This is a genomic window from Pseudomonas citrullilanati, from assembly GCF_030580855.1.
Taxonomy (GTDB): Bacteria; Pseudomonadota; Gammaproteobacteria; order Pseudomonadales; family Pseudomonadaceae; genus Aquipseudomonas; species Aquipseudomonas citrulli.
The window spans coordinates 18,429-37,164 of record NZ_JAUQOP010000010.1 but is presented as its reverse complement, the minus strand read 5'-3'; the positions used below and the strand labels follow the sequence as shown (position 1 = coordinate 37,164).

At 62.5% G+C, this 18,736-nt stretch carries 16 protein-coding genes; 9 read left to right on the top strand and 7 right to left on the bottom strand.

Annotation, left to right across the window (positions count from 1 at the left end; all coding sequences use genetic code 11):
* Window positions 1-30: 30 nt before the first annotated feature.
* The 4 genes from Q6A48_RS09670 to groL all read left to right on the top strand — a co-directional run bounded on the left by Q6A48_RS09670 (window position 31) and on the right by groL (window position 3,538).
* Complete coding sequence (locus Q6A48_RS09670; RefSeq protein ID WP_304553871.1) at window positions 31-762, top strand: HugZ family pyridoxamine 5'-phosphate oxidase; 732 nt, start codon at window positions 31-33, stop codon at window positions 760-762.
* Between the two features lie 66 nt (window positions 763-828).
* Complete coding sequence (locus Q6A48_RS09665; protein ID WP_304553870.1) at window positions 829-1,305, top strand: FxsA family protein; 477 nt, start codon at window positions 829-831, stop codon at window positions 1,303-1,305.
* A gap of 241 nt (window positions 1,306-1,546) precedes the next feature.
* A complete protein-coding gene (locus Q6A48_RS09660; RefSeq protein ID WP_042729366.1) occupies window positions 1,547-1,840 on the top strand; it encodes a co-chaperone GroES in 294 nt (97 codons plus the stop codon).
* Window positions 1,841-1,891: 51 nt separating this feature from the next.
* Window positions 1,892-3,538: a chaperonin GroEL gene (gene groL / locus Q6A48_RS09655; RefSeq protein WP_304553869.1), complete on the top strand. Its 1,647-nt coding sequence runs from the start codon at window positions 1,892-1,894 to the stop codon at window positions 3,536-3,538.
* Window positions 3,539-3,799: 261 nt separating this feature from the next.
* Here groL and Q6A48_RS09650 read toward each other — a convergent pair whose 3' ends face one another.
* Both Q6A48_RS09650 and Q6A48_RS09645 read right to left on the bottom strand, forming a co-directional pair.
* Window positions 3,800-4,543, bottom strand: a complete 744-nt coding sequence (locus Q6A48_RS09650) for a phosphatase PAP2 family protein (protein ID WP_304553868.1) — start codon at window positions 4,541-4,543, stop codon at window positions 3,800-3,802.
* A 51-nt stretch (window positions 4,544-4,594) separates the two neighbouring features.
* Window positions 4,595-6,544 carry an LTA synthase family protein gene (locus Q6A48_RS09645; RefSeq protein ID WP_304553867.1) on the bottom strand — a complete coding sequence of 650 codons (1,950 nt, stop codon included), beginning with the start codon at window positions 6,542-6,544 and terminating at the stop codon, window positions 4,595-4,597.
* A 209-nt stretch (window positions 6,545-6,753) separates the two neighbouring features.
* On the opposite strand from Q6A48_RS09645, the gene colR reads away from it, so the two are divergent.
* From colR to Q6A48_RS09620, 5 genes are all read left to right on the top strand, one after another.
* Window positions 6,754-7,437 carry a two-component system response regulator ColR gene (gene colR / locus Q6A48_RS09640; protein WP_025215158.1) on the top strand — a complete coding sequence of 228 codons (684 nt, stop codon included), beginning with the start codon at window positions 6,754-6,756 and terminating at the stop codon, window positions 7,435-7,437.
* On the top strand, window positions 7,427-8,710 hold the full coding sequence (locus Q6A48_RS09635) for a sensor histidine kinase (protein WP_304553866.1): 1,284 nt from the start codon (window positions 7,427-7,429) through the stop codon (window positions 8,708-8,710). The genes colR and Q6A48_RS09635 overlap by 11 nt, the downstream gene beginning before the upstream one ends.
* Window positions 8,711-8,819: 109 nt before the next feature.
* Complete coding sequence (locus Q6A48_RS09630; RefSeq protein ID WP_304553865.1) at window positions 8,820-9,488, top strand: class I SAM-dependent methyltransferase; 669 nt, start codon at window positions 8,820-8,822, stop codon at window positions 9,486-9,488.
* Window positions 9,489-9,492: 4 nt separating this feature from the next.
* The gene (locus tag Q6A48_RS09625) at window positions 9,493-10,203 is read left to right on the top strand and encodes a lipopolysaccharide kinase InaA family protein (protein WP_304553864.1); all 711 of its coding nucleotides are present in this window, start codon (window positions 9,493-9,495) and stop codon (window positions 10,201-10,203) included.
* A gap of 2 nt (window positions 10,204-10,205) precedes the next feature.
* Window positions 10,206-10,433 carry a hypothetical protein gene (locus tag Q6A48_RS09620; protein ID WP_304553863.1) on the top strand — a complete coding sequence of 76 codons (228 nt, stop codon included), beginning with the start codon at window positions 10,206-10,208 and terminating at the stop codon, window positions 10,431-10,433.
* Between the two features lie 125 nt (window positions 10,434-10,558).
* On the opposite strand, the gene Q6A48_RS09615 is transcribed toward Q6A48_RS09620, so the two are convergent.
* The 5 genes from Q6A48_RS09615 to Q6A48_RS09595 all read right to left on the bottom strand — a co-directional run bounded on the left by Q6A48_RS09615 (window position 10,559) and on the right by Q6A48_RS09595 (window position 18,519).
* On the bottom strand, window positions 10,559-13,585 hold the full coding sequence (locus Q6A48_RS09615; RefSeq protein ID WP_304553862.1) for a multidrug efflux RND transporter permease subunit: 3,027 nt from the start codon (window positions 13,583-13,585) through the stop codon (window positions 10,559-10,561).
* 13 nt (window positions 13,586-13,598) lie between these two features.
* Window positions 13,599-14,747 (bottom strand): efflux RND transporter periplasmic adaptor subunit, encoded by a 1,149-nt coding sequence (locus Q6A48_RS09610; protein ID WP_304553861.1) that lies wholly within the window; start codon window positions 14,745-14,747, stop codon window positions 13,599-13,601.
* A gap of 153 nt (window positions 14,748-14,900) precedes the next feature.
* Window positions 14,901-15,998, bottom strand: coding sequence for a DUF1513 domain-containing protein (locus tag Q6A48_RS09605; RefSeq protein WP_304553860.1), 1,098 nt, complete (start codon window positions 15,996-15,998; stop codon window positions 14,901-14,903).
* Between the two features lie 2 nt (window positions 15,999-16,000).
* Window positions 16,001-17,065 (bottom strand): imelysin family protein, encoded by a 1,065-nt coding sequence (locus Q6A48_RS09600; RefSeq protein WP_304553859.1) that lies wholly within the window; start codon window positions 17,063-17,065, stop codon window positions 16,001-16,003.
* 26 nt (window positions 17,066-17,091) lie between these two features.
* Complete coding sequence (locus tag Q6A48_RS09595; RefSeq protein ID WP_304553858.1) at window positions 17,092-18,519, bottom strand: di-heme oxidoreductase family protein; 1,428 nt, start codon at window positions 18,517-18,519, stop codon at window positions 17,092-17,094.
* Window positions 18,520-18,736 lie beyond the last annotated feature (217 nt).

Sequence of the window (18,736 nt, the reverse complement as noted above, 5' to 3'; positions counted from 1 at the left end):
CAAGACGAATTTAGTTGAAGGAGTCATAAATTGAGCGTTGAAGCTGCCAAGCATGCCCGAGAGCTGTTGCTCAAGGAATACCGTGGAGTGCTCTCCACCCATTCCAAATCCATGCCCGGGTTTCCGTTCGGCTCCGTCGTGCCGTACTGCCTGGACGAGCAGGGTCGGCCGTTGATCCTGATCAGCCGCATCGCCCAGCACACCCACAACCTGCAGAAAGATCCCAAATGCTCGCTGCTGGTGGGCGAGCGTGGTGCCGAAGATGTGCAGGCCGTGGGGCGCCTGACCTGCCTGGCCCAGGCGCAGCAACTCGAAGACGGCGCCGCCATCGAGGCGGCCGCCGAGCGTTATTACCGCTATTTCCCCGAATCCCAGAACTATCACCAGGCCCACGATTTCGATTTCTGGGTGCTCAACCCGGTGCGTCACCGCTATATCGGCGGCTTCGGCGCCATCCACTGGATCGACCAGCTCACCTTGGCCAACCCCTTTGCCGGCAAGGCCGAGGCGGGGATGATCGAGCACATGAACGCCGACCACGCCAAGGCCATCGCCCACTACGTAGCCCTGGCCGGGCTGCCGGACCACGAACCGGCGCGGCTGGTCGGCATCGACAGCGAAGGCATGCACCTGCGCATTGGCCAAGGGCTGTACTGGCTGGCGTTTCCCACGCCTTGCAACACGCCGACACAAGTGCGCGAAGCCTTGGTTTACCTGGCTCACGCCGAGCAATGGCCGAAAAATGCAGGGGCCGATGCTTGAATTCACGAAAGGGCGACGTCATTTAGGGTTTGATAGCAAGGCATTCTTGCGTTGAGGAACCTTTTGATGCGCCCTTTTTTATTGCTCTTTCTGCTGTTCCCGGTGTTGGAGCTGTTCGTATTCGTCAAGGTCAGCGGTGCGGTCGGGTTTTTCCCGGCGCTGCTGCTAGTCATTCTCGGCTCGATGCTCGGCGTGTTCGTGCTGCGCATCGCCGGCCTCGCCACGGCCTTGCGTGCCCGTGAAAGCCTGAATCGCGGCGAGTTGCCGGCCCAGACCATGCTGGAAGGCCTGATGCTGGCCTTGGGTGGCGGCCTGTTGATCCTGCCAGGTTTCATCAGCGACGTGCTCGGCCTGGTCCTGCTGCTGCCATTCACCCGGCGGATGCTCGCCAACAAGATGCGCCAGCGCGCCGAGGAACAGGCGATGCGCCAGCGCGCGTTCGCCGATGACCTCCAGCCCCGTGGCGGCCCCGCCCCGCGAGAACCGGTGGGCCGCGAGCCGAACGTGATCGAAGGCGAATTCGAACACCGCGACTCCAAGTGACACCTCCAACACGGCGCCTTCGGGCGCCGTGTTCGTTCAGGCGCGGACATAAAAAATTTTCCACCCGGCCCTTGTAATCGCCTTGGGCGCCCCTATGTATGGGTCACCGCAAGGTTTCCGGTGGCAACACCGGACAGACTTCCGCGGTTCGACTGACGAACCGCACCCGGCTTCGCCGGCTTTGTTAAACCCGCCGGGACTACACCGGCCGATGAAAACCAAAAATTAGGAGAGATCGACAATGAAGCTTCGTCCTCTGCATGACCGCGTCGTCATCCGTCGCAGCGAAGAAGAGAAGAAAACCGCTGGCGGTATCGTCCTGCCAGGTTCGGCTGCTGAAAAAGCCAACCACGGTGAAGTTCTCGCTGTAGGTACCGGCCGCGTGCTGGACAGCGGTGAAGTGCGTGCGCTGGCCGTGAAAGTGGGTGACAAGGTTGTGTTCGGCCCTTACTCCGGCAGCAACACCGTGAAAGTCGACGGCGAAGACCTGTTGGTAATGAGCGAGAACGAGATCCTCGCTGTTATCGAAGGCTGATTTCCCCGCCCATTTTTCCCGCTACTACACAGTATTTAAGGAATATCGATCATGGCTGCTAAAGAAGTTAAATTCGGCGATTCCGCCCGCAAGAAAATGCTCACCGGTGTCAACGTCCTGGCTGACGCAGTAAAAGCGACCCTGGGCCCGAAAGGCCGCAACGTGATCATCGAGAAGAGCTTCGGCGCTCCGACCATCACCAAGGACGGCGTTTCCGTAGCCAAGGAAATCGAGCTGGAAGACCGTTTCGAGAACATGGGCGCGCAGCTGGTCAAGGACGTTGCCTCCCGTGCCAACGATGACGCCGGCGACGGCACCACCACCGCCACCGTCCTGGCCCAGTCGATCGTCAACGAAGGCCTGAAAGCCGTCGCTGCCGGCATGAACCCGATGGACCTCAAGCGCGGTATCGACAAGGCGACCATCGCCATCGTCAAGGAACTCAAGGGCCTGTCCAAGCCTTGCGCCGACTTCAAGGCCATCGCCCAGGTGGGCACCATCTCCGCCAACTCCGACAACTCCATCGGCGACATCATTGCCGAAGCCATGGAAAAAGTCGGTAAAGAAGGCGTGATCACCGTTGAGGAAGGCTCGGGCCTGGAAAACGAACTGTCCGTCGTCGAAGGCATGCAGTTCGACCGTGGCTACCTGTCGCCTTACTTCGTCAACAAGCCGGACACCATGGTGGCCGAGCTGGATGGCCCGCTGATCCTGCTGGTCGACAAGAAGATCTCCAACATCCGCGAAATGCTGCCCGTGCTGGAAGCCGTTGCCAAAGCCGGTCGCCCACTGCTGATCGTGGCCGAAGACGTCGAAGGCGAAGCCCTGGCGACCCTGGTCGTGAACAACATGCGTGGCATCGTCAAGGTTGCCGCGGTCAAGGCCCCTGGCTTCGGCGACCGCCGCAAGGCCATGCTGCAGGACATCGCCGTCCTGACCGGCGGTACCGTGATCTCCGAAGAGATCGGCCTGAGCCTGGAAAGCACCACCCTGGAGCACCTGGGTAACGCCAAGCGCGTGACCCTGTCCAAGGAGAACACCATCATCGTCGACGGTGCTGGCGTTCAAGGCGACATCGAAGCACGCATCAACCAGATCCGTGCCCAGGTGGCTGAAACTTCCTCGGACTACGACCGTGAAAAACTGCAAGAGCGCCTGGCCAAGCTGTCCGGCGGCGTCGCAGTGATCAAGGTTGGCGCCGGTTCCGAAGTTGAAATGAAAGAGAAGAAAGCCCGCGTTGAAGACGCCCTGCACGCGACCCGTGCGGCCGTTGAAGAAGGCGTGGTACCTGGCGGTGGCGTTGCGCTGATCCGCGCACTGGAAGCCCTGACCGAACTCAAGGGCGACAACGCCGACCAGAACGTGGGTATCGCTGTTCTGCGTCGCGCCGTTGAAGCACCTCTGCGCCAGATCGTTGCCAACTCCGGCGACGAGCCAAGCGTAGTGGTCGACAAGGTCAAGAACGGCGAAGGCAGCTTCGGCTACAACGCTGCTTCTGGCGAGTACGGCGACATGATCGAAATGGGTATCCTGGACCCAACCAAGGTCACCCGTTCGGCCCTGCAGGCAGCGGCTTCCATCGGCGGCCTGATCCTGACCACCGAAGCGGCCGTGGCTGACGCACCGAAGAAAGAAGGTGCAGCTGGCGGCGGTATGCCAGACATGGGCGGCATGGGTGGCATGGGCGGCATGATGTAAGCCAGCCTTACCCCGTAACGCAAAACCCCGCCTTGCGAAAGCAGGCGGGGTTTTTTATTGCCTTGAATCCATCACGCGACGCCTGTCTCCCTGTGGGAGCGAGCTTGCTCGCGATGACGGCCTGACAGCTGCCTATCTGTTCTGCCGGATACCGATCCATCGGTAGGAGCGAGCCTGCTCGCGAAGGCGGCGGTCCTGTTGCACAGGTATTGAATGCCCCGTCGCCATCGCGAGCAGGCTCGCTCCCACAGGGGGCGCTGTTCAGGCGTTGACGGGCTTGGGCAGCGCCATGCCTTCGGCCCTGGTGGCCGGGCGGTACAGGACGAAGTAATAGCAACCCAGGCAAATCAACCAGCAGAACACCGCCGTCCACACGTTGTGGGAGAAGAAGTGCGCCCCCTGCATCATCCGCCCGATGGAAAACACTGTTCCCAAGCCGAAGGCGAATATGAAGGCCCGGCGGGCCAGGCGCGGCCGGCGGTCACGCAATACGAAAAACAGCGCGAACAGGGTGAAACCGGTGGCGGCATGGCCGCCGGGCCAGCAGCGGCCGGGTTTGTCGGTGGCCGGGCGTGGGCTCAGCAACTCGCTGTAGGTTTCCTTGCCGCCGAATTCCTTCAGGCTCCAGGGGCATTGCACGGCCGTGACCGCTTTCATTGGCGTGACGAAGGAGGTAGCCAATGCCAGGGACAACACCAGGCAACCCAGTTCCCGTTTGAACGGTTTGAGCCGGGCCACGAAAAACGTGGCGATGAACCCCAGGATGGCCAGCACGGAAAACGCGATGACCACTTGTTTCGCCCGGTCGTGAAGAATGTTCTCCAGGAAGTAACTGTGGCGCCCGATGAAATCACCAGTGGCTGGATCATAGAGAACTCGTGCCAGGTCCATGTCCAGGTCGGTCCATTCCAGCACGATCAGGATCAGCGCTGTAACGGCGGGAATTCCGAGACACAGCCAGGGGTTCAGTGGACGAGGGGTGACGCGTGCAGCATTCGATGACATGACAGATCCTGAACAAAATGCTGCCCCAGGTATCGGCCTGGGGCAGCCCGGTTAACGTTCGCTGACTTGCTCGCCACCTTCCCTGGGTGCTTTCCAGCCAAGCAGCTGTTGCTTGAAGCCATAACTGGCGGTTTGGTAATACGTAATGGTTCGACGGATCAAGGGGTCGTCGCTGCCGACCCGGTACTCGCGGCTCTCGGTCAACGCGTCGTCGTGGCGACGTAGCCCCTGGCGCGGACTGAGGATCGCCAGGTCCTTGCCGTCGAACAACCCCAGGTGTTGGTAGTTGCCCACGACCACGCGGGGTGGCAATGGGTTGTTCTGCAACACGTTGCGGCCGAAGAACGTCGATTGATACTCCAGGTTCAGCAACCCGAGCAAGGTCGGTGCGAGATCGATCTGGCTGGCGAGCTGGCGGTTCTCGCCAGGCTCGATCAGCTTGGGGGCATAGATGAACAGCGGGATCTGGTAGTTGCTGATCGGCAGGTCCTCCTTGCCGGCGCTGCCAGCGGTGTGGTCGGCCACGAACACGAAGAGCGTGTCGTCGAACCACGGTTTTTGCCGGGCCTGTTCCAGGAACTGGCCGATGGCGTAGTCGGTGTATTTGACCGCGCCGTCACGACCGTTGCCGGATTTGATGTCGATCCGATTTTCCGGGTAGGTATAGGGGCGGTGGTTGGACGTGGTCATCAACTGCAACAGAAAGGGTCGCTGCTGGGCGTAATTGGCGTCCGCCAGTTTCAAGGTCTGCTTGTACAGGTCCTCGTCGGCCATGCCCCAGGCATTCTTGAAGTGGATCTCGGACTCATCGACGCTGGTCTGATCGACGACACGATAGCCGTTGCTGCTGAAAAAAGCGTTCATGTTGTCGAAGTAACCGCGCCCGCCGTAGACGAATACGCTGTCGTAGCCGACGGCTGTCAGTTGCTGACCCAGGCTGGCGAAGCCGCTTTCACGGCCAATGCGCTTGACGATGGAGCGCCCCGGGGTCGGTGGAATCGACAGGGTAATGGCTTCCAGGCCGCGATCGGTGCGGGTGCCGGTGGCGTAGAAGTTGCTGAAGTACAGGCTTTGCTTGCGCAGGGCATCCAGGTTAGGGGTCAGGTTGCGGTTGTCGCCGTTGCTACCCAGGTATTTGGCGCTGAGGCTTTCAATGGTGACCAGCACGATGTTCAGTTTGCGAGCGGTGCCGGGATTGTTGACCATGCGACGGATATCTTGCGGATCTTCTGCGATGAAGCGAGCGTCGGGTTCGTTCAGTTCGGTGCGAATCTGCTCGGCGACCGTGGCTGGGGTCAAGCTGCTGTAGAACTGTCCGTAGTCCAGTTCGTTGTTACGAAACGCCGCGAAGAACTGGTACGGGCCATTGCTCGCCAGTTCGTTCTGATAGGCGTTACCGCCTTGCACACGTGGCGCATCCTGGCTGAGCAACTGCAGGCTCAGGCCGGCGACGAGCAGCAGGCCCAGTACGCTGGCCAAGCGTCCGCCCACGGTTGGCAACGGAGCGTCCAGCGCGGCATTGAGCGGCTTGCGCAAGGCCAGGCCCAAGCCCAGGGCCACCACGGCAAGAACGCTCAGCAGCGTGCCGATCGGGTACGACTCCAAGATGTTGTTCAGCACTTCATCGGAATAGACCAGGTAGTCGACGGCAATGAAGTTGAAGCGCACGCCGAATTCATCCCAGAACAGCCATTCGGCCACCGAGACGAACAACATCGCGAACACACTGAGGGTCAACAACCCCTGGAGGAACCAGCGATGGCCACGGCGACGCCACAGGGCTGGCGGGCACAGCAGCAGGTACAGGCCCATGGGCAGGATCGCATAGGCCAGGAAGCCCAGGTCATACAGTAAACCCATGCCGAACATGGCCAATGTGCTGCCGCCGGCCTCATCCAGATGAGTCAGCAGCAGCACCGTTCGGGTCAGGAGGAACACCAGTAGCCAACTACTGGCAATCAGCAGCAAGTAGCGCATCGGCGCCGTTTTCATAAAGTCCATTTAACGCATTCCTTTATAGATCAAATCGATAGCGCGAAAGTGTCGCCCCCTTACTGTAGTCAGGTTGTGAACCGACGGTGAAAAACTCATTATTGATTTCATTGCCCGGAAGTCTTGACTCGCGCTGCATCCTGCCCTAGCCCTGGCTGGCTATTGCCCGTAAGCTGCGCGGGCCAAGACGGCCGTTACCTGTATACGCAGAGGTGCCCATGCGAATTCTATTGGTCGAAGACAACCGCGACATCCTGGCCAACCTGGCCGATTACCTGGGGCTCAAGGGCTACACCGTCGATTGCGCCCAGGACGGTCTGTCGGGGTTGCACCTGGCCGCGACCGAGCACTACGACCTGATCGTGCTCGACATCATGCTGCCGGGCATCGACGGCTACACCTTGTGCAAGCGGCTGCGCGAAGACGCCCGCCGCGACACCCCGGTGATCATGCTCACTGCCCGGGACCAGTTGGACGATCGCCTGCAAGGTTTCAAGTCCGGGGCCGACGATTACTTGATCAAGCCTTTTGCCCTGTCGGAACTGGCGGCGCGGATCGAGGCGGTCATGCGCCGGGCCCAGGGCGGGGGGCGACGGGCGTTGCAGGTCGGTGACCTGAGCTACGACCTCGACACCCTGGAAGTGACCCGCGAGGGCAAGCTGCTCAAGCTCAACCCCGTCGGCCTGAAGTTGCTGGCGGTATTGATGCAGAAAAGCCCCCACGTGTTGCGCCGGGAGATCCTCGAAGAAGCGCTCTGGGGCGATGATTGCCCGGACAGCGACAGCCTGCGCAGCCATGTCCATCAGCTGCGCCAGGTCATCGACAAACCGTTCGACAAACCCCTGCTGCACACCGTGCACGGCGTCGGTTATCGCTTGGCCGAGGGCCGCGATGGAGTTTAAGCAAAGCCTTGCCCAGCGGATCATCATCGCCTTTGCGTTGATGAGCGCGCTGGTGGCAGGAGCGTTCGCCATGGGCATCGTGGCGACCGTCCATCTGGTCGAGGAAAAACTGATTTCCGCCGGGCTGGGCGGCGACCTGCAACGCCTGTTGCTGATGGACAGCGTCGCGGACTGGAACCATCGCCCGGAACCCGACCAACTGTTCTATTTCAGCGGCGGCCCCGGGGATTTCGAGCTGCCCAAGGACCTGCGCCACCTGGAGCGCGGTTTTCACGAAGTGTTTCGCGAACAATTGTCCTATCACGCCATGGTCGAGATCGTGGACGGCCGGCACTACGTCCTGCTCCAGGACCAGAGCGACTTCGAGGAGCGCGAACGGGTGCTGTTCGCCGTGGTGCTGGTGGGCTTCGTGCTCAGCCTGGCGCTGGCGGTGTTTCTGGGTTGGGTCCTGGCACGTCGGGTGATGGCGCCGGTGGTTCGCCTGGCTCGGCAAGTGCGGCACCGCGACCAGTTGCTCGGGCTTGCCCCACCACTGGCGCCGGATTATGCCGCCGATGAAGTGGGCGAACTGGCCGTGGCGTTCGACGCGACACTGGGTCAACTGCGCCAGGCACTGACCCGCGAACGACTGTTTACCAGTGACGTGAGCCATGAGTTGCGCACCCCGTTGATGGTCCTGGCGACCTCTTGCGAACTGTTGCTGGAAAACCCGGCACTGGACCAGCGCGGTCGGACCCAGGTCGAGCGGATCAACCGCGCCAGCGAGGAAATGCGCGAGTTGGTGCAGACCTTCCTGATGCTCGCCAGGGCTCGACGCGAAGACAATGGAATGTCCCCTCGAGCGACCCTTGCGCAAGTGGCCGAGAATCTTCTTGGGGTGTGGCGCTCGGCCATCGAATCCAAGGGCCTGACGTTGATCTTCGAGCCGGGGCAAACCCTGGAGACGCAGTACAACGCCACGTTCCTGACCGCCGTGATGGGGAATCTGCTGCGCAATGCCCTGCATTACACCGACCAGGGCTTTATCCGCCTCTCGTTGACCGCCACCGGTTTCGTGGTCGAAGACAGCGGCGTGGGTATTCCGGAAGAAAAGCGCGAGGCGATGTTCGAACCGTTCGTGCGCGGTAACGAGCAGCGCGGCGAGGGCCTGGGCCTGGGGCTGTCGCTGGTCCAGCGGATCTGCGAGAACCAGGGCTGGACCGTGAGCCTCAGCACCATGGAGCCTAACGGCTGCCGTTTCGAAGTGGCGTTGAACCCGACGGTTGGGGCCTGATTGTGGACAAATCTTGTAACTATTGGTGGCGTGTACATGACTTTGTTTTCACAAAGAGATGACATGTCGATTCATAAGGTGGGGCGCATCTGTATTGGAGGCCCCCACAATGTCCAAACCCATCAAGCTGGATTTTTCCGAAAAATATGACGAGCAGCACGCTCGCAAATACTTTCACAAGCATCGCAATGGCTTGAGTCGCCGCCTTTCCAATCTGCGAGACCAACAATTGGCCCGACGGGCACTGGCGCTTGTCGGCGATCCGGGCCTGGTGCTGGACCTGCCTTGCGGTGCCGGGCGTTTCTGGCCCTTGCTGGCCGAAAAGCCGAACCGTGTGATCATCGGTGCAGACAATTCCGAGGCCATGCTCAAGACGGCCATGACGTCTCAACCCAGTGATGTGGTGAAACGGGTACAACCCTTGCACACATCTGCGTTCGACATCGCCTTGCCTGATAACGCCGTCGACAGCATTTTTTGCATGCGACTGTTGCATCACATCGGTGAATCCGCGCATCGACTGACGATCCTCAAGGAATTCGAGCGGGTCAGCCGCGACAGTGTGATCGTTTCATTGTGGGTCGACGGTAATTTCAAGGCTTGGAAACGCAAGCGACAGGAACGCACTCGTGGGCAGAAAGACTACCAGAATCGATTTGTGTTACCGGTTGCTACAGTAGAAGAGGAGTTTCACCAGGCCGGGTTCCGTATTCAGGAACGACTGGATTTCCTACCGCTCTATGCCATGTGGCGAGTTTATGTATTACGCAAGAGGTAAAAGCATGGTTGTGCAGGTAGCAGAGGCATCAGGAATCCCCCGCAACAGCTTCGATTATTTCTGGAGCTTGCAGGGTGAGTGGGTAGAGGAGCCCAACGTACGACGTGGTGGCGAAAGCGGCGTACAGCGGATCACCGGCAAGGACGGCGAGTTGCTGTATGCCAAGCGCCAGACCGGACACATCTATCGCAGTTGGCTGCACCCGTTCGGTCGCCCGACGGTGCTGCGTGAGCAGGACGCGCTGCTGGCGTTGCCCCGACTCAACGTCCGGGTACCCGAGCTGGTGTTCTGCGGTGCCCAGCCAGACCCGGAGCACAAATGGCGGGCGCTGCTGGTGACCCGTGCGCTGGAAGGCTTCGAAGAGATCGAACACTGGTACGCCGGCGGCGGCCGCGAGCGCCATGGCGAAGCGGTGCATGACCAGATCCTCCGGGAGCTGGCGGAAAACCTGGCCCGGATGCACAGGGGGCGCTGGCAACACAGCTGCATCTACATCAAGCATGTCTTCGTGCGTGTGACCGGGGAGGGCGAGGCGGCTAAGCCCGAGGTGGCGCTGCTGGACCTGGAGAAATGTCGCCGGCGCCTGACGGCTCGCCAGGCGGCCTCCCATGACATGAAGCAGCTGCGGCGCCATTCGTCGTTCAGCGACGCCGACTGGAAAAAACTCGTCTACTTTTACGAGACGGCGTTTGGCAGCGCTATCAAGGGTTTATAGCGATGAAACTAGAAATTGCTAGAGGTGTGTTTTTAGTGGGTGCCCTGGCAGTTGCGTCAATGGCGGTGGCTGTCTGGGAACAGCCACGCTCGCAGATCATCGGTGTTTCCAAGGCGGATGCGCAATGTCCTTTGCCCCGTGTGGCAAAGGTCAGCGAAGTGACCCGGCCGGACGATGATCTGCTGCTGTTCATGTTCAGTCTTTCCCAAGGGATGAGGCCGCAGAGTTGAGGATGATGAAGCCGGAATAAAGGCCTCGCTATTGCGAGGCCTTTATCTTTGGGCTTTCGATTCCCTGGCGTTGAACCTCCGCACCCATCATCCACAGGCCAAAGAGCGCCCGCCAGGGACGGGTCTTAGGGCTTGTCCGGCTTCGCCAGCAGCGTGTAGACGCAGGGCAGCACGAACAATGTGAACAAGGTGCCAATCGACATCCCGGTGGCGATGACCGTGCCAATGTCGAAGCGACTCACCGCCCCGGCACCTGTGGCGAGGATGAGCGGCACCATGCCGAACACCATCGCCGCGGTGGTCATCAGCACCGGCCGCAGACGGATCGAGGCGGCTTGTTCCACCGCTTCCCGTGGGGCCAGGCCCTGTTCCTTGCGCAACTGGTTGGCAAACTCGACGATCAGGATGCCGTGCTTGCTGATGAGGCCGATCAGCGTCACCAGGCCCACCTGGGTGTAGATGTTCATGCTCGACCAGCCCAGGAACAGCGGAATCAAGGCGCCGCAAATCGACAGTGGCACCGTCACCAGGATCACCAGTGGGTCCCGGAAGCTTTCGAACTGGGCGGCCAGCACCAGGAAGATGATCGCCAGGGCCAGGCCAAAGGTGACCCACAAGGCGCTGCCTTCCTGCACGAACTGCCGCGAAGCCCCGGCGTAATCGAAGGCGAACCCCGCCGGCGCTTCTTCCCGGGCGATCTGGCGGACCGTCTCGATGGCTTCGCCCATGCTCACGATGGGGAAGCCCGAGATCGTGACGGCGTTGAGCTGCTGGAACTGGTTCAACTGCCGTGGGCGCGCCCGGTCGCTGACCTTGATCAAGGTCGACAGCGGCAGCAGTTCGCCCTGGGTGTTTTTCACGTAGTAGTTGTTCAGCCAGTCGGGGTTGTCGCGAAACGGTCGTTCGACCTGGGCGATGACCTTGTAGCTGCGTCCCTCGATGGTGAAGCGGTTGATCTCGGCCTCCCCCAGCAGGGTCGCCAGGGTGCCGCCCAGGTCCTGCATCGAGACCCCCATCTGCGCCGCCTTGGCACGGTCGATGTCGACCACGACCTCGGGTTTGTCGAATGCCAGGTCAATGTCCATGAAGGCGAACTTGCCGGACTCCATGGCTCGGTTTTTCACCCGCTCGGCGATTTGCAGCAGGGTGGTGTAATCCTTCGGCGAGTTGATCACGAAGGCGAATGGCAGGCCTTCGCCGGTGCCCGGCAGCGAGGGCAGGTTGAAGCCGAAGATCTGCAGGCCGGGGATGCTTTCGAGCTTGGCCTGGACCTCCGGCAGGATTTCCATCTGGGTGCGGCTGCGCTCGTTCCACGGCTTGAGCAGGAAACCGCCGATGCCGGACTGCACGCCGTTGTAGCCATTGATCTGGAACGAGGAATAGTACTCGGGGAATTCCTTGAAGACCGTGATGAAGTGGTCGGTGTAGGCGTTCAGGTAGTCGAGGTTGGTGGTCTTCGGCGAGTTGGCCATCATGAAGATGATGCCCTGGTCCTCGTCGGGGGCCAGTTCGGACTTGGTGAACATGATCAGCACCGGAATCAGCAGCAGGACGATCACCGCGAACACCAGCACCACCGGCCGCGCATCGAGCGTGCCGTGGAGCATGCGCTGGTAACGGCCCTTCAAGCGCTCGAAGACCATGTCCAGCCGGTGGGCCAGCCCCGTGGGGTTCTCGTCGTGGCGCAGCAGCAGGGCGCACATCATGGGCGACAGGGTCAGGGCGACGACCCCGGAAATCACCACCGCGCCGGCCAGGGTCAGGGCGAACTCCTTGAACAGGGCCCCGGTCAGCCCTTCGAGCAGGCCGATCGGCGCGTACACCGCCGCCAGGGTGATGGTCATCGAGACCACCGGCATGGCGATTTCCCGCGCGCCTTCCAGCGCGGCGTCGAACGGGGTCTTGCCTTCCTCGATGTGCCGGTGGATGTTCTCCACCACCACGATGGCGTCGTCCACCACCAGGCCGATGGCGAGCACCATCGCCAGCAGCGTCAGGAGGTTCATCGAGTAGCCCATCAACTGCATGAAGAACATCACGCCGATCATCGACAGCGGGATGGTCACCACCGGGATCAGCACCGAACGCAGGGCACCGAGGAACAGGAACACCACGACGATGACGATCAGCACCGCCTCGAACAGGGTCTTCACCACCTCGTCGATGGAGGCCTGGATGAACAGGGTGGCATCGTAGGCGATCTCGGCTTTCAGGTTGGTCGGTAGCTGGGCCTCCAGCTCCGGCATGAGCTTGCGCACTTCCTTGATCACGTCCAGCGGGTTCGCGCCAGGCGTGGCCTTGATCCCGATGTACACCGAGGGCGTGCCGCCGAAGGAGCTGATGGTGTCGTAGTTCTCGGCGCCCATTTCCACCCGCGCCACATCCCGCAGCAACACACGGCTGTCGCCCTCGGTCTTGAGCGGAATCGCGGCGAAGGCCTCGGCGGACTTGAGCTCGGTGTTGGCATTGATGCTGGTGACCACGTACTCGCCCTTCACCTCACCGGCGGCGGAGAGGAAGTTCTGCTGGCGCACGGCGTTGGTCACGTCGCTGGCGGTCAGGCCGAAACCGGCGAGCTTGACGGGGTCGAGCCACAGGCGCATGGCGAAGACCTGGTTGCCGAGGATCTCGGCTTCGGCCATGCCCGGCAATGTCGCCAGCTTGGGCTGGATGACCCGTGACAGGTAGTCGGTGATCTGCGGGTTGTTCAGTTCCTTGCTGAAGAAACTGATGTACATCAGCGCCGAGGCGTCGGCGGCCTCGCGGCTGAGCACCGGGTCCTCGGCGTCCTGGGGCAGCTGGTTCTTGACCTCGTTGGCCTTGGCCAGCAGTTCGGTGAAGAGCCGGTCGCTGTTGGAGCCGATGCGGGCGTAGACCGAGATCACCGAGAAATTCTGGCGACTGACCGACGTCATGTAGTCGATGCCTTCGGCACTGGCCAGGCTCTGCTGCATCGGCTGGGTGATGTAGCCCTGGATGGTCTCGGCGTTGGCCCCGGGGTAGGCGGTGGTCACCGTGATCAGGGCGTTTTCCATTTGCGGGTACTGGCGCAGGGGCAGCTTGCTCCAGGCCTGGAAGCCCAGCAGCACGATCAACAGGCTGACCACGGTGGCGAGCACCGGGCGGCGGATGAACGGATCGGTAAAGGCCATGGGGATTCCTTGATCAGTCCGCGCGCGGCGGGCTGTTCTGTTCGGTCAGGGTCTTGTCGTCGCTGATGGCGATGGCCGTACCGTTGTCGAGCTTGATCTGGCCGGCAACCACGACCTGTTCACCGCTCTGCACGCCCTTGTGGACCAATACCTTGCCATCACGGCGCTCACCGGTCTCGACGAAGCGCCGCTCGACGATCAGCGCCGGTTGGCCTTTGTCGTCCTTCTCGACGCTGCCGTCGGTGGCTTTCTTCGGCGTCACCACGTACATGGAGTTGCCGTAGAGGGTGTAGGTCACGGCGCTTTCCGGTACGACGACGGCGTTGGCCACATCCGGCAGGATCACCTGCAGGTCGGCGAACATGCCCGGCAGCAACTTGCCGTCGGGGTTGGCCAGGGTCGCGCGCACCAGCACGTTGCGGGTGCTGTCCTCGACCTTGGGGTTGATCGCGCTGATGGCGCCGATGAAGGTTTGCCCGGGATAAGCCGCGACGCTGACGTTGACCGGCTGGGCAACGGCAAGCCTGGGCACCGTTTGCTCGGGCACATGGAAATCCACGTACAGGCTGCTGAGGTCTTGCAGGGTGGCGATGACCGTGCCGCTGGCCAGGTAGTCGCCGACGTCCACCTGGCGAATGCCGATGGTGCCGCTGAACGGGGCGACGATCTCTTTCTTGGCCAGCGCGGCCTTGAGCTGGTTGACCGTGGCCTGGTTCTTTTTCAACTGTGCCGAGAGTCGGTCGAACTCGCCCTTGGAGATCGCCTGGCTGCCGACCAGCTGCCGGCCGCGCCCGAAGTCCAGTTGCGACAGGCCAAGGTCGGCCTCGGCGGTTTCCAGCAAGGCGCTTTCGACGTCGCTGTCCAGTTGCAGGAGCGGTTGGCCAACCTTGACCTTCTGCCCGGACTGGAACAGGACCTTGCGCACGGTCCCGGAGTTTTCCAGGCTCAGGTCGACGCCTTGCAGGGCCTTGAGGCTGCCGACGGCGGGCAGGCGGGCTTGCCAGGGTTGCTCGACCGCCGTGGCCACGGCCACGCTGACCGGTGGTTTCGGCGCAGAAAACATCTGGATCTGCTGGTAGACGGAGAAGGCCTTGTAGCCGGCCAGCAACAGCACCACCAGCAGGACAACACCCAACATGATCAGCATGCGGCGTCGCAGCATGTTCCACTTCCTTGGAAAGCCCGAGAGAAAAGACAATCAGGCGGGCACATTACTCCGAGTGCGACGGGGTTTCCAGACGGACATGGGCGCCGTGTCGTGTGGGAATATTCCTGGGTTTACGGGCGCTTGGCGCCCGTACCTTGCACGTTGGCCTCAGACCAGATGCAAATGGTTGTCCCAGAGCCCTGCCGGCAGATCCAATGGTTTTGCAACCAGTTGTGTCTGTCGACAATCGTAATAACGGCAACGACCCTGGCCCGAGGTCACGACGAACCCGTCGGCCACGGCGCCCACCCCCGCACAGTCCGGCAGCGGCGCATCCAGGCGGGCTTCGCCGGTGTCCAGGTCCCAGATGAAGAAGCGGTTGCCACGGGGTGCGGTCAGCGCCACCAGGCGCAGCTCGCTGTGCACGGCGACGCTGGCGGTGTAGTGCGCCATCGCCTGCAATTGCTGTTCGGGCACCGGGAAGGCCTGGAATGGCTGGCCGGGCCGCTTGATCGCCACCAGTTGCGAAGACTCGTGGGCGTCGCCCATGAATTGCTGGCCGGAAACGATGGTGCCGTCGCTGGCAATCCCCAGGTGCCGGACGCTGTTCATCGATTGGGCGAGGGTTTCCTTGCTCAACAGCGTGCCGTCGCGTTGCATCAGCACGAGGCTGGGCTCCATGGCGTCAAGGTTCATCTCGACCCGGCTCTCGGCCTCGGTGCGGATGCCGCCGTTCGCCACCACCAGGGTTTCGCCGTCGGGCATCCATGACACCTGGTGCGGGCCGATGCCATGGGTGGGGATTTCGCCGCTGTGGACCAGCCGTTCGCCGTCGAACCGGTACACGCCCAACAGGCCGCGCCCCGGATCCCGGGTGTCGTTCTCGGTGGCGTACAACCATTCACCGCTGCCGTGGATCACCGCGTGGCCGTAGAAATGCCGGTCCGGCCGCGAGGTGAGGGTTTGCAGCAACGTGCCGTCGCGCAGGTCGATCAGGTAGCTTTCGGTGCCCGGACGACGGGCCACGAACAGGGCGATCGGCCGGGTCGGATGGTTGATGATGTCATGGCACCGCTGGCCGACCTGGGTGGCGAATGCCCGGGTGCCGTCCAGTCGATAGCCCACGGCGAAGTGCTGGCCATTGCCATCGTCCCGTGCCGACAGCAGCAGCGGTTGCTTGTCCTTTTGCTTGAACAGTGTCCAGCCACCCAGGGTGACGGCGCCGAGCAGGAAGCTGCCCAGTGCCAGGGCCTGACGTCGAAGCATGATCAGTCACCGTCGTTGGCGTTGAAGCCCAGTTGGACGCCCAGCGCCTTGGCCAGTTCGCCTTCGTGCAGGCGATGGACGACGTTGAGGCTGTCGTACAGATCGTTGAGTTGCTGGCGCCCGGCGTCGTCGTTGAGCATTTCGGTCAGCGAACGCTGGGTGCTGGCGAACAGTTTCAGCGATGCATCGTAGGCCGCATCGATCTTGTCGGCCAGGGGCTTCTGTTCGCTTGGCAACAAGCCGCGCAGGCCCTTGTTGTCCACACCTGCCCAGACGGTCCGAGCCGCGCTCAGGCTGGCTTCCAGGCCTTGCAGCGAAGACTGGCTGCGCCAGGCGTCGGCTTGGAACGGTTGCGGTACGCCTTTGGTCTGGCGGCCCATCGGCGTGCCGAGTTTTTTCTTCAGGGTGTCGAGGGCGGTGACCTGGACCCGCAGCAGGTCGGCGATGGCTTCGTGGGAATCGGCGTAGCGCTGGTTCGGAAACTTGCTCATCTGGGCGAGCATGCCGTCGTTGGTGTTCCAGCGCGACAGGATCTCCTCGGCCAACTGCTTCTGGCGCTCGCCGATGGCGATCAGCAGCGGGCAGTACTTGGCCTTCTGCGCGGCGTCGGCCATGTCGATCCTGGCGTCGAACAGCAGGTACTCATAGGCCGAGAGGCCCTGGACCACGACGCTGGACTTGGCCAGGCCGGCGGCGTCGATCTGCGGTTCGCTGTTGATCAATTGCTCGACCTGGCGGCCCACCAGGTTCTTCTTGTCCGGCCAGAACTGGACTTGCCAGGTGCGGTTGCCTTCGGCCAGCGGGCCGATCAACAGCGGTTGCAGCTCGGCCCAGGCCTTCTGGGCTTTGAGGAAATCGGCGCGGGCGGTTTCCAGGGTTTCCTTGCCTTGGCAGAACGCCAGGGCGCTGCTCGCCAGTTGCCGGTCGGCGTCGACCCAGCGGCTGTAGGTCGGCAGGATCACCTGCTTGGCGATGGCTGCCGAAGTGACCGCTTGCGGGTCCTGGGGCGAGCAGGCGCCGAGGGCAAGGGCGGCGAGGCTGGTGAACAACAGCTTGGGACGAAACATGTCGGGCTCCCGTTGTCGGAAATTCGTTATAGGGAATTGAGAAAGGCCAGCAACGCGGCGCGCTGCCCGGCATCGAACGATAGAACCTGGCGCTGCGCCGCTTGTGCTTCGCCGCCGTGCCAGAGCACGGCTTCGAGCAGGTTGCGGGCGCGCCCGTCATGCAGGAACTGGGTGTGGCCGTTGACGGCCTCGGTCAGGCCGATGCCCCACAAGGGCGGCGTGCGCCAGTCGCGTCCACCGGCCTTGAATTCGCTGCGGTTGTCGGCCAGGCCCTCGCCCATGTCGTGCAACAGCAGGTCGGTGTACGGGCGGATGACCTGGTTGGCCAGCTCCGGCTCGGCCGCGTTGGCGGACGTGGTGTACTTGGGCGTGTGGCAGGACTGGCAACCGGCCTGGAAGAACAGGTTCTTGCCCGCCAGCACCTCGGCCGAGTTCACCTCGCGACGGGCGGGCACGGCGAGGTTGCGGCTGTAGAACAGCACCAGTCTAAGGATGTTGTCGCTGACTTCCGGTTCACCGCCGGGGCCCTGGCCGTTGGGCGCGCGCCGGCAATCGACCTGGGCCTCGGTGCAGTCGTCGAAGGGGCGCAGGCGGGTGGTCAGGCCCAGGTCGCCGGAAAAGGCGTGGACATTCTGCTGGTTGAGGTTGGGCTGCCCGGCCTTCCAGCCGAACCGCCCCAGTACGGTTTTCCGCTGGGCATCGTCCCAGACCTGGTTGGGGCGCCCGGCGATGCCGTTCTTCGCCTGCGCCTGGGCCTGGGCATTCGCCAGGATGGCGTCGTCGGGGATCGCCTCCAGCAGCCCGAGGCCGATCATCGGCGGTGCGACGCGGGCGGAGAAACGCGTGTCCGGATGCATCGGCCCGTAGCCGAGCTGGGTGATCTGCAAGGTGGGCTTGCGCAGCTCGACCAGGGTGCCGTCCTCGAAGCGCACGGGGACGGGGCTGTAGTCGACCCGCACCTTGCCTTCGGGCGCCACGCCGGGCACGGACATGTCCTGCAACTGGCCGCCATACACCGGTTCGGGCACGACCCCCAGTTGTTCGATGACCTTGGCGTAGGCCGGCGTGTCGGGAATCGACAGGCGCACCAGCATGGAAACCGCCGTGGTGGCGTCCGGCGCCGGCGGGTGGCCGCGACCGTCCTTGATGTGGCAGTTCTGGCAGGCGTTGGTGTTGAACAACGGCCCGAGGCCATCGCGGGCGGTCGTGGTCGACGGGGCGATCACCCAGGGGCTGCGGAAGAAACTGTTGCCGACGCTGAAATCCACCCGTCGCGATGGCGGCAGGTTGGCCGAGGGCAGGGAGAAGGCGTTCTGGTCGGTCTTTCTGACCGTCGTCGCGCCCCCGGATCGCGCTTCACCGGGCTCGGCCTGGGTGAAACGCGGGGCATCGTCACAGGCACTCAGGCCCAGGGCCATGAACAGTGCGCATAGACGAAGAGGCAACGACGGCATCGGGCGTCCTGGGGATACGTAAAAGAAGGGCGCAAAGTCTAACAGGGCCGGGCAGTTTGAATAAGAGGAATTAGCGTTTGGTTCTATTCAGTGTGGCGAGGGGATTTATCCCCGTTGGGTCGCGAAGCGGCCCTCTCGTTCTCTCTGATGCACGTCTTGGCCATTTGGGGCCGCTGCGCAGCCCAGCGGGGATAAATCCCCTCGCCACAGGCCAGTG

Bases quoted from the DNA above. Each gene is read 5' to 3' on its own strand.
- colR (WP_025215158.1), top strand. From the start codon at position 6,754: ATGCGAATTCTATTGGTCGAAGACAACCGCGACATCCTGGCCAACCTG.
- Q6A48_RS09630 (WP_304553865.1), top strand. From the start codon at position 8,820: ATGTCCAAACCCATCAAGCTGGATTTTTCCGAAAAATATGACGAGCAG.
- Q6A48_RS09635 (WP_304553866.1), top strand. From the start codon at position 7,427: ATGGAGTTTAAGCAAAGCCTTGCCCAGCGGATCATCATCGCCTTTGCG.
- Q6A48_RS09610 (WP_304553861.1), bottom strand. From the start codon at position 14,747: ATGCTGCGACGCCGCATGCTGATCATGTTGGGTGTTGTCCTGCTGGTG.
- Q6A48_RS09620 (WP_304553863.1), top strand. From the start codon at position 10,206: ATGAAACTAGAAATTGCTAGAGGTGTGTTTTTAGTGGGTGCCCTGGCA.
- Q6A48_RS09625 (WP_304553864.1), top strand. From the start codon at position 9,493: ATGGTTGTGCAGGTAGCAGAGGCATCAGGAATCCCCCGCAACAGCTTC.
- Q6A48_RS09600 (WP_304553859.1), bottom strand. From the start codon at position 17,065: ATGTTTCGTCCCAAGCTGTTGTTCACCAGCCTCGCCGCCCTTGCCCTC.
- groL (WP_304553869.1), top strand. From the start codon at position 1,892: ATGGCTGCTAAAGAAGTTAAATTCGGCGATTCCGCCCGCAAGAAAATG.
- Q6A48_RS09665 (WP_304553870.1), top strand. From the start codon at position 829: ATGCGCCCTTTTTTATTGCTCTTTCTGCTGTTCCCGGTGTTGGAGCTG.
- Q6A48_RS09605 (WP_304553860.1), bottom strand. From the start codon at position 15,998: ATGCTTCGACGTCAGGCCCTGGCACTGGGCAGCTTCCTGCTCGGCGCC.
- Q6A48_RS09645 (WP_304553867.1), bottom strand. From the start codon at position 6,544: ATGGACTTTATGAAAACGGCGCCGATGCGCTACTTGCTGCTGATTGCC.
- Q6A48_RS09650 (WP_304553868.1), bottom strand. From the start codon at position 4,543: ATGTCATCGAATGCTGCACGCGTCACCCCTCGTCCACTGAACCCCTGG.
- Q6A48_RS09660 (WP_042729366.1), top strand. From the start codon at position 1,547: ATGAAGCTTCGTCCTCTGCATGACCGCGTCGTCATCCGTCGCAGCGAA.
- Q6A48_RS09595 (WP_304553858.1), bottom strand. From the start codon at position 18,519: ATGCCGTCGTTGCCTCTTCGTCTATGCGCACTGTTCATGGCCCTGGGC.
- Q6A48_RS09615 (WP_304553862.1), bottom strand. From the start codon at position 13,585: ATGGCCTTTACCGATCCGTTCATCCGCCGCCCGGTGCTCGCCACCGTG.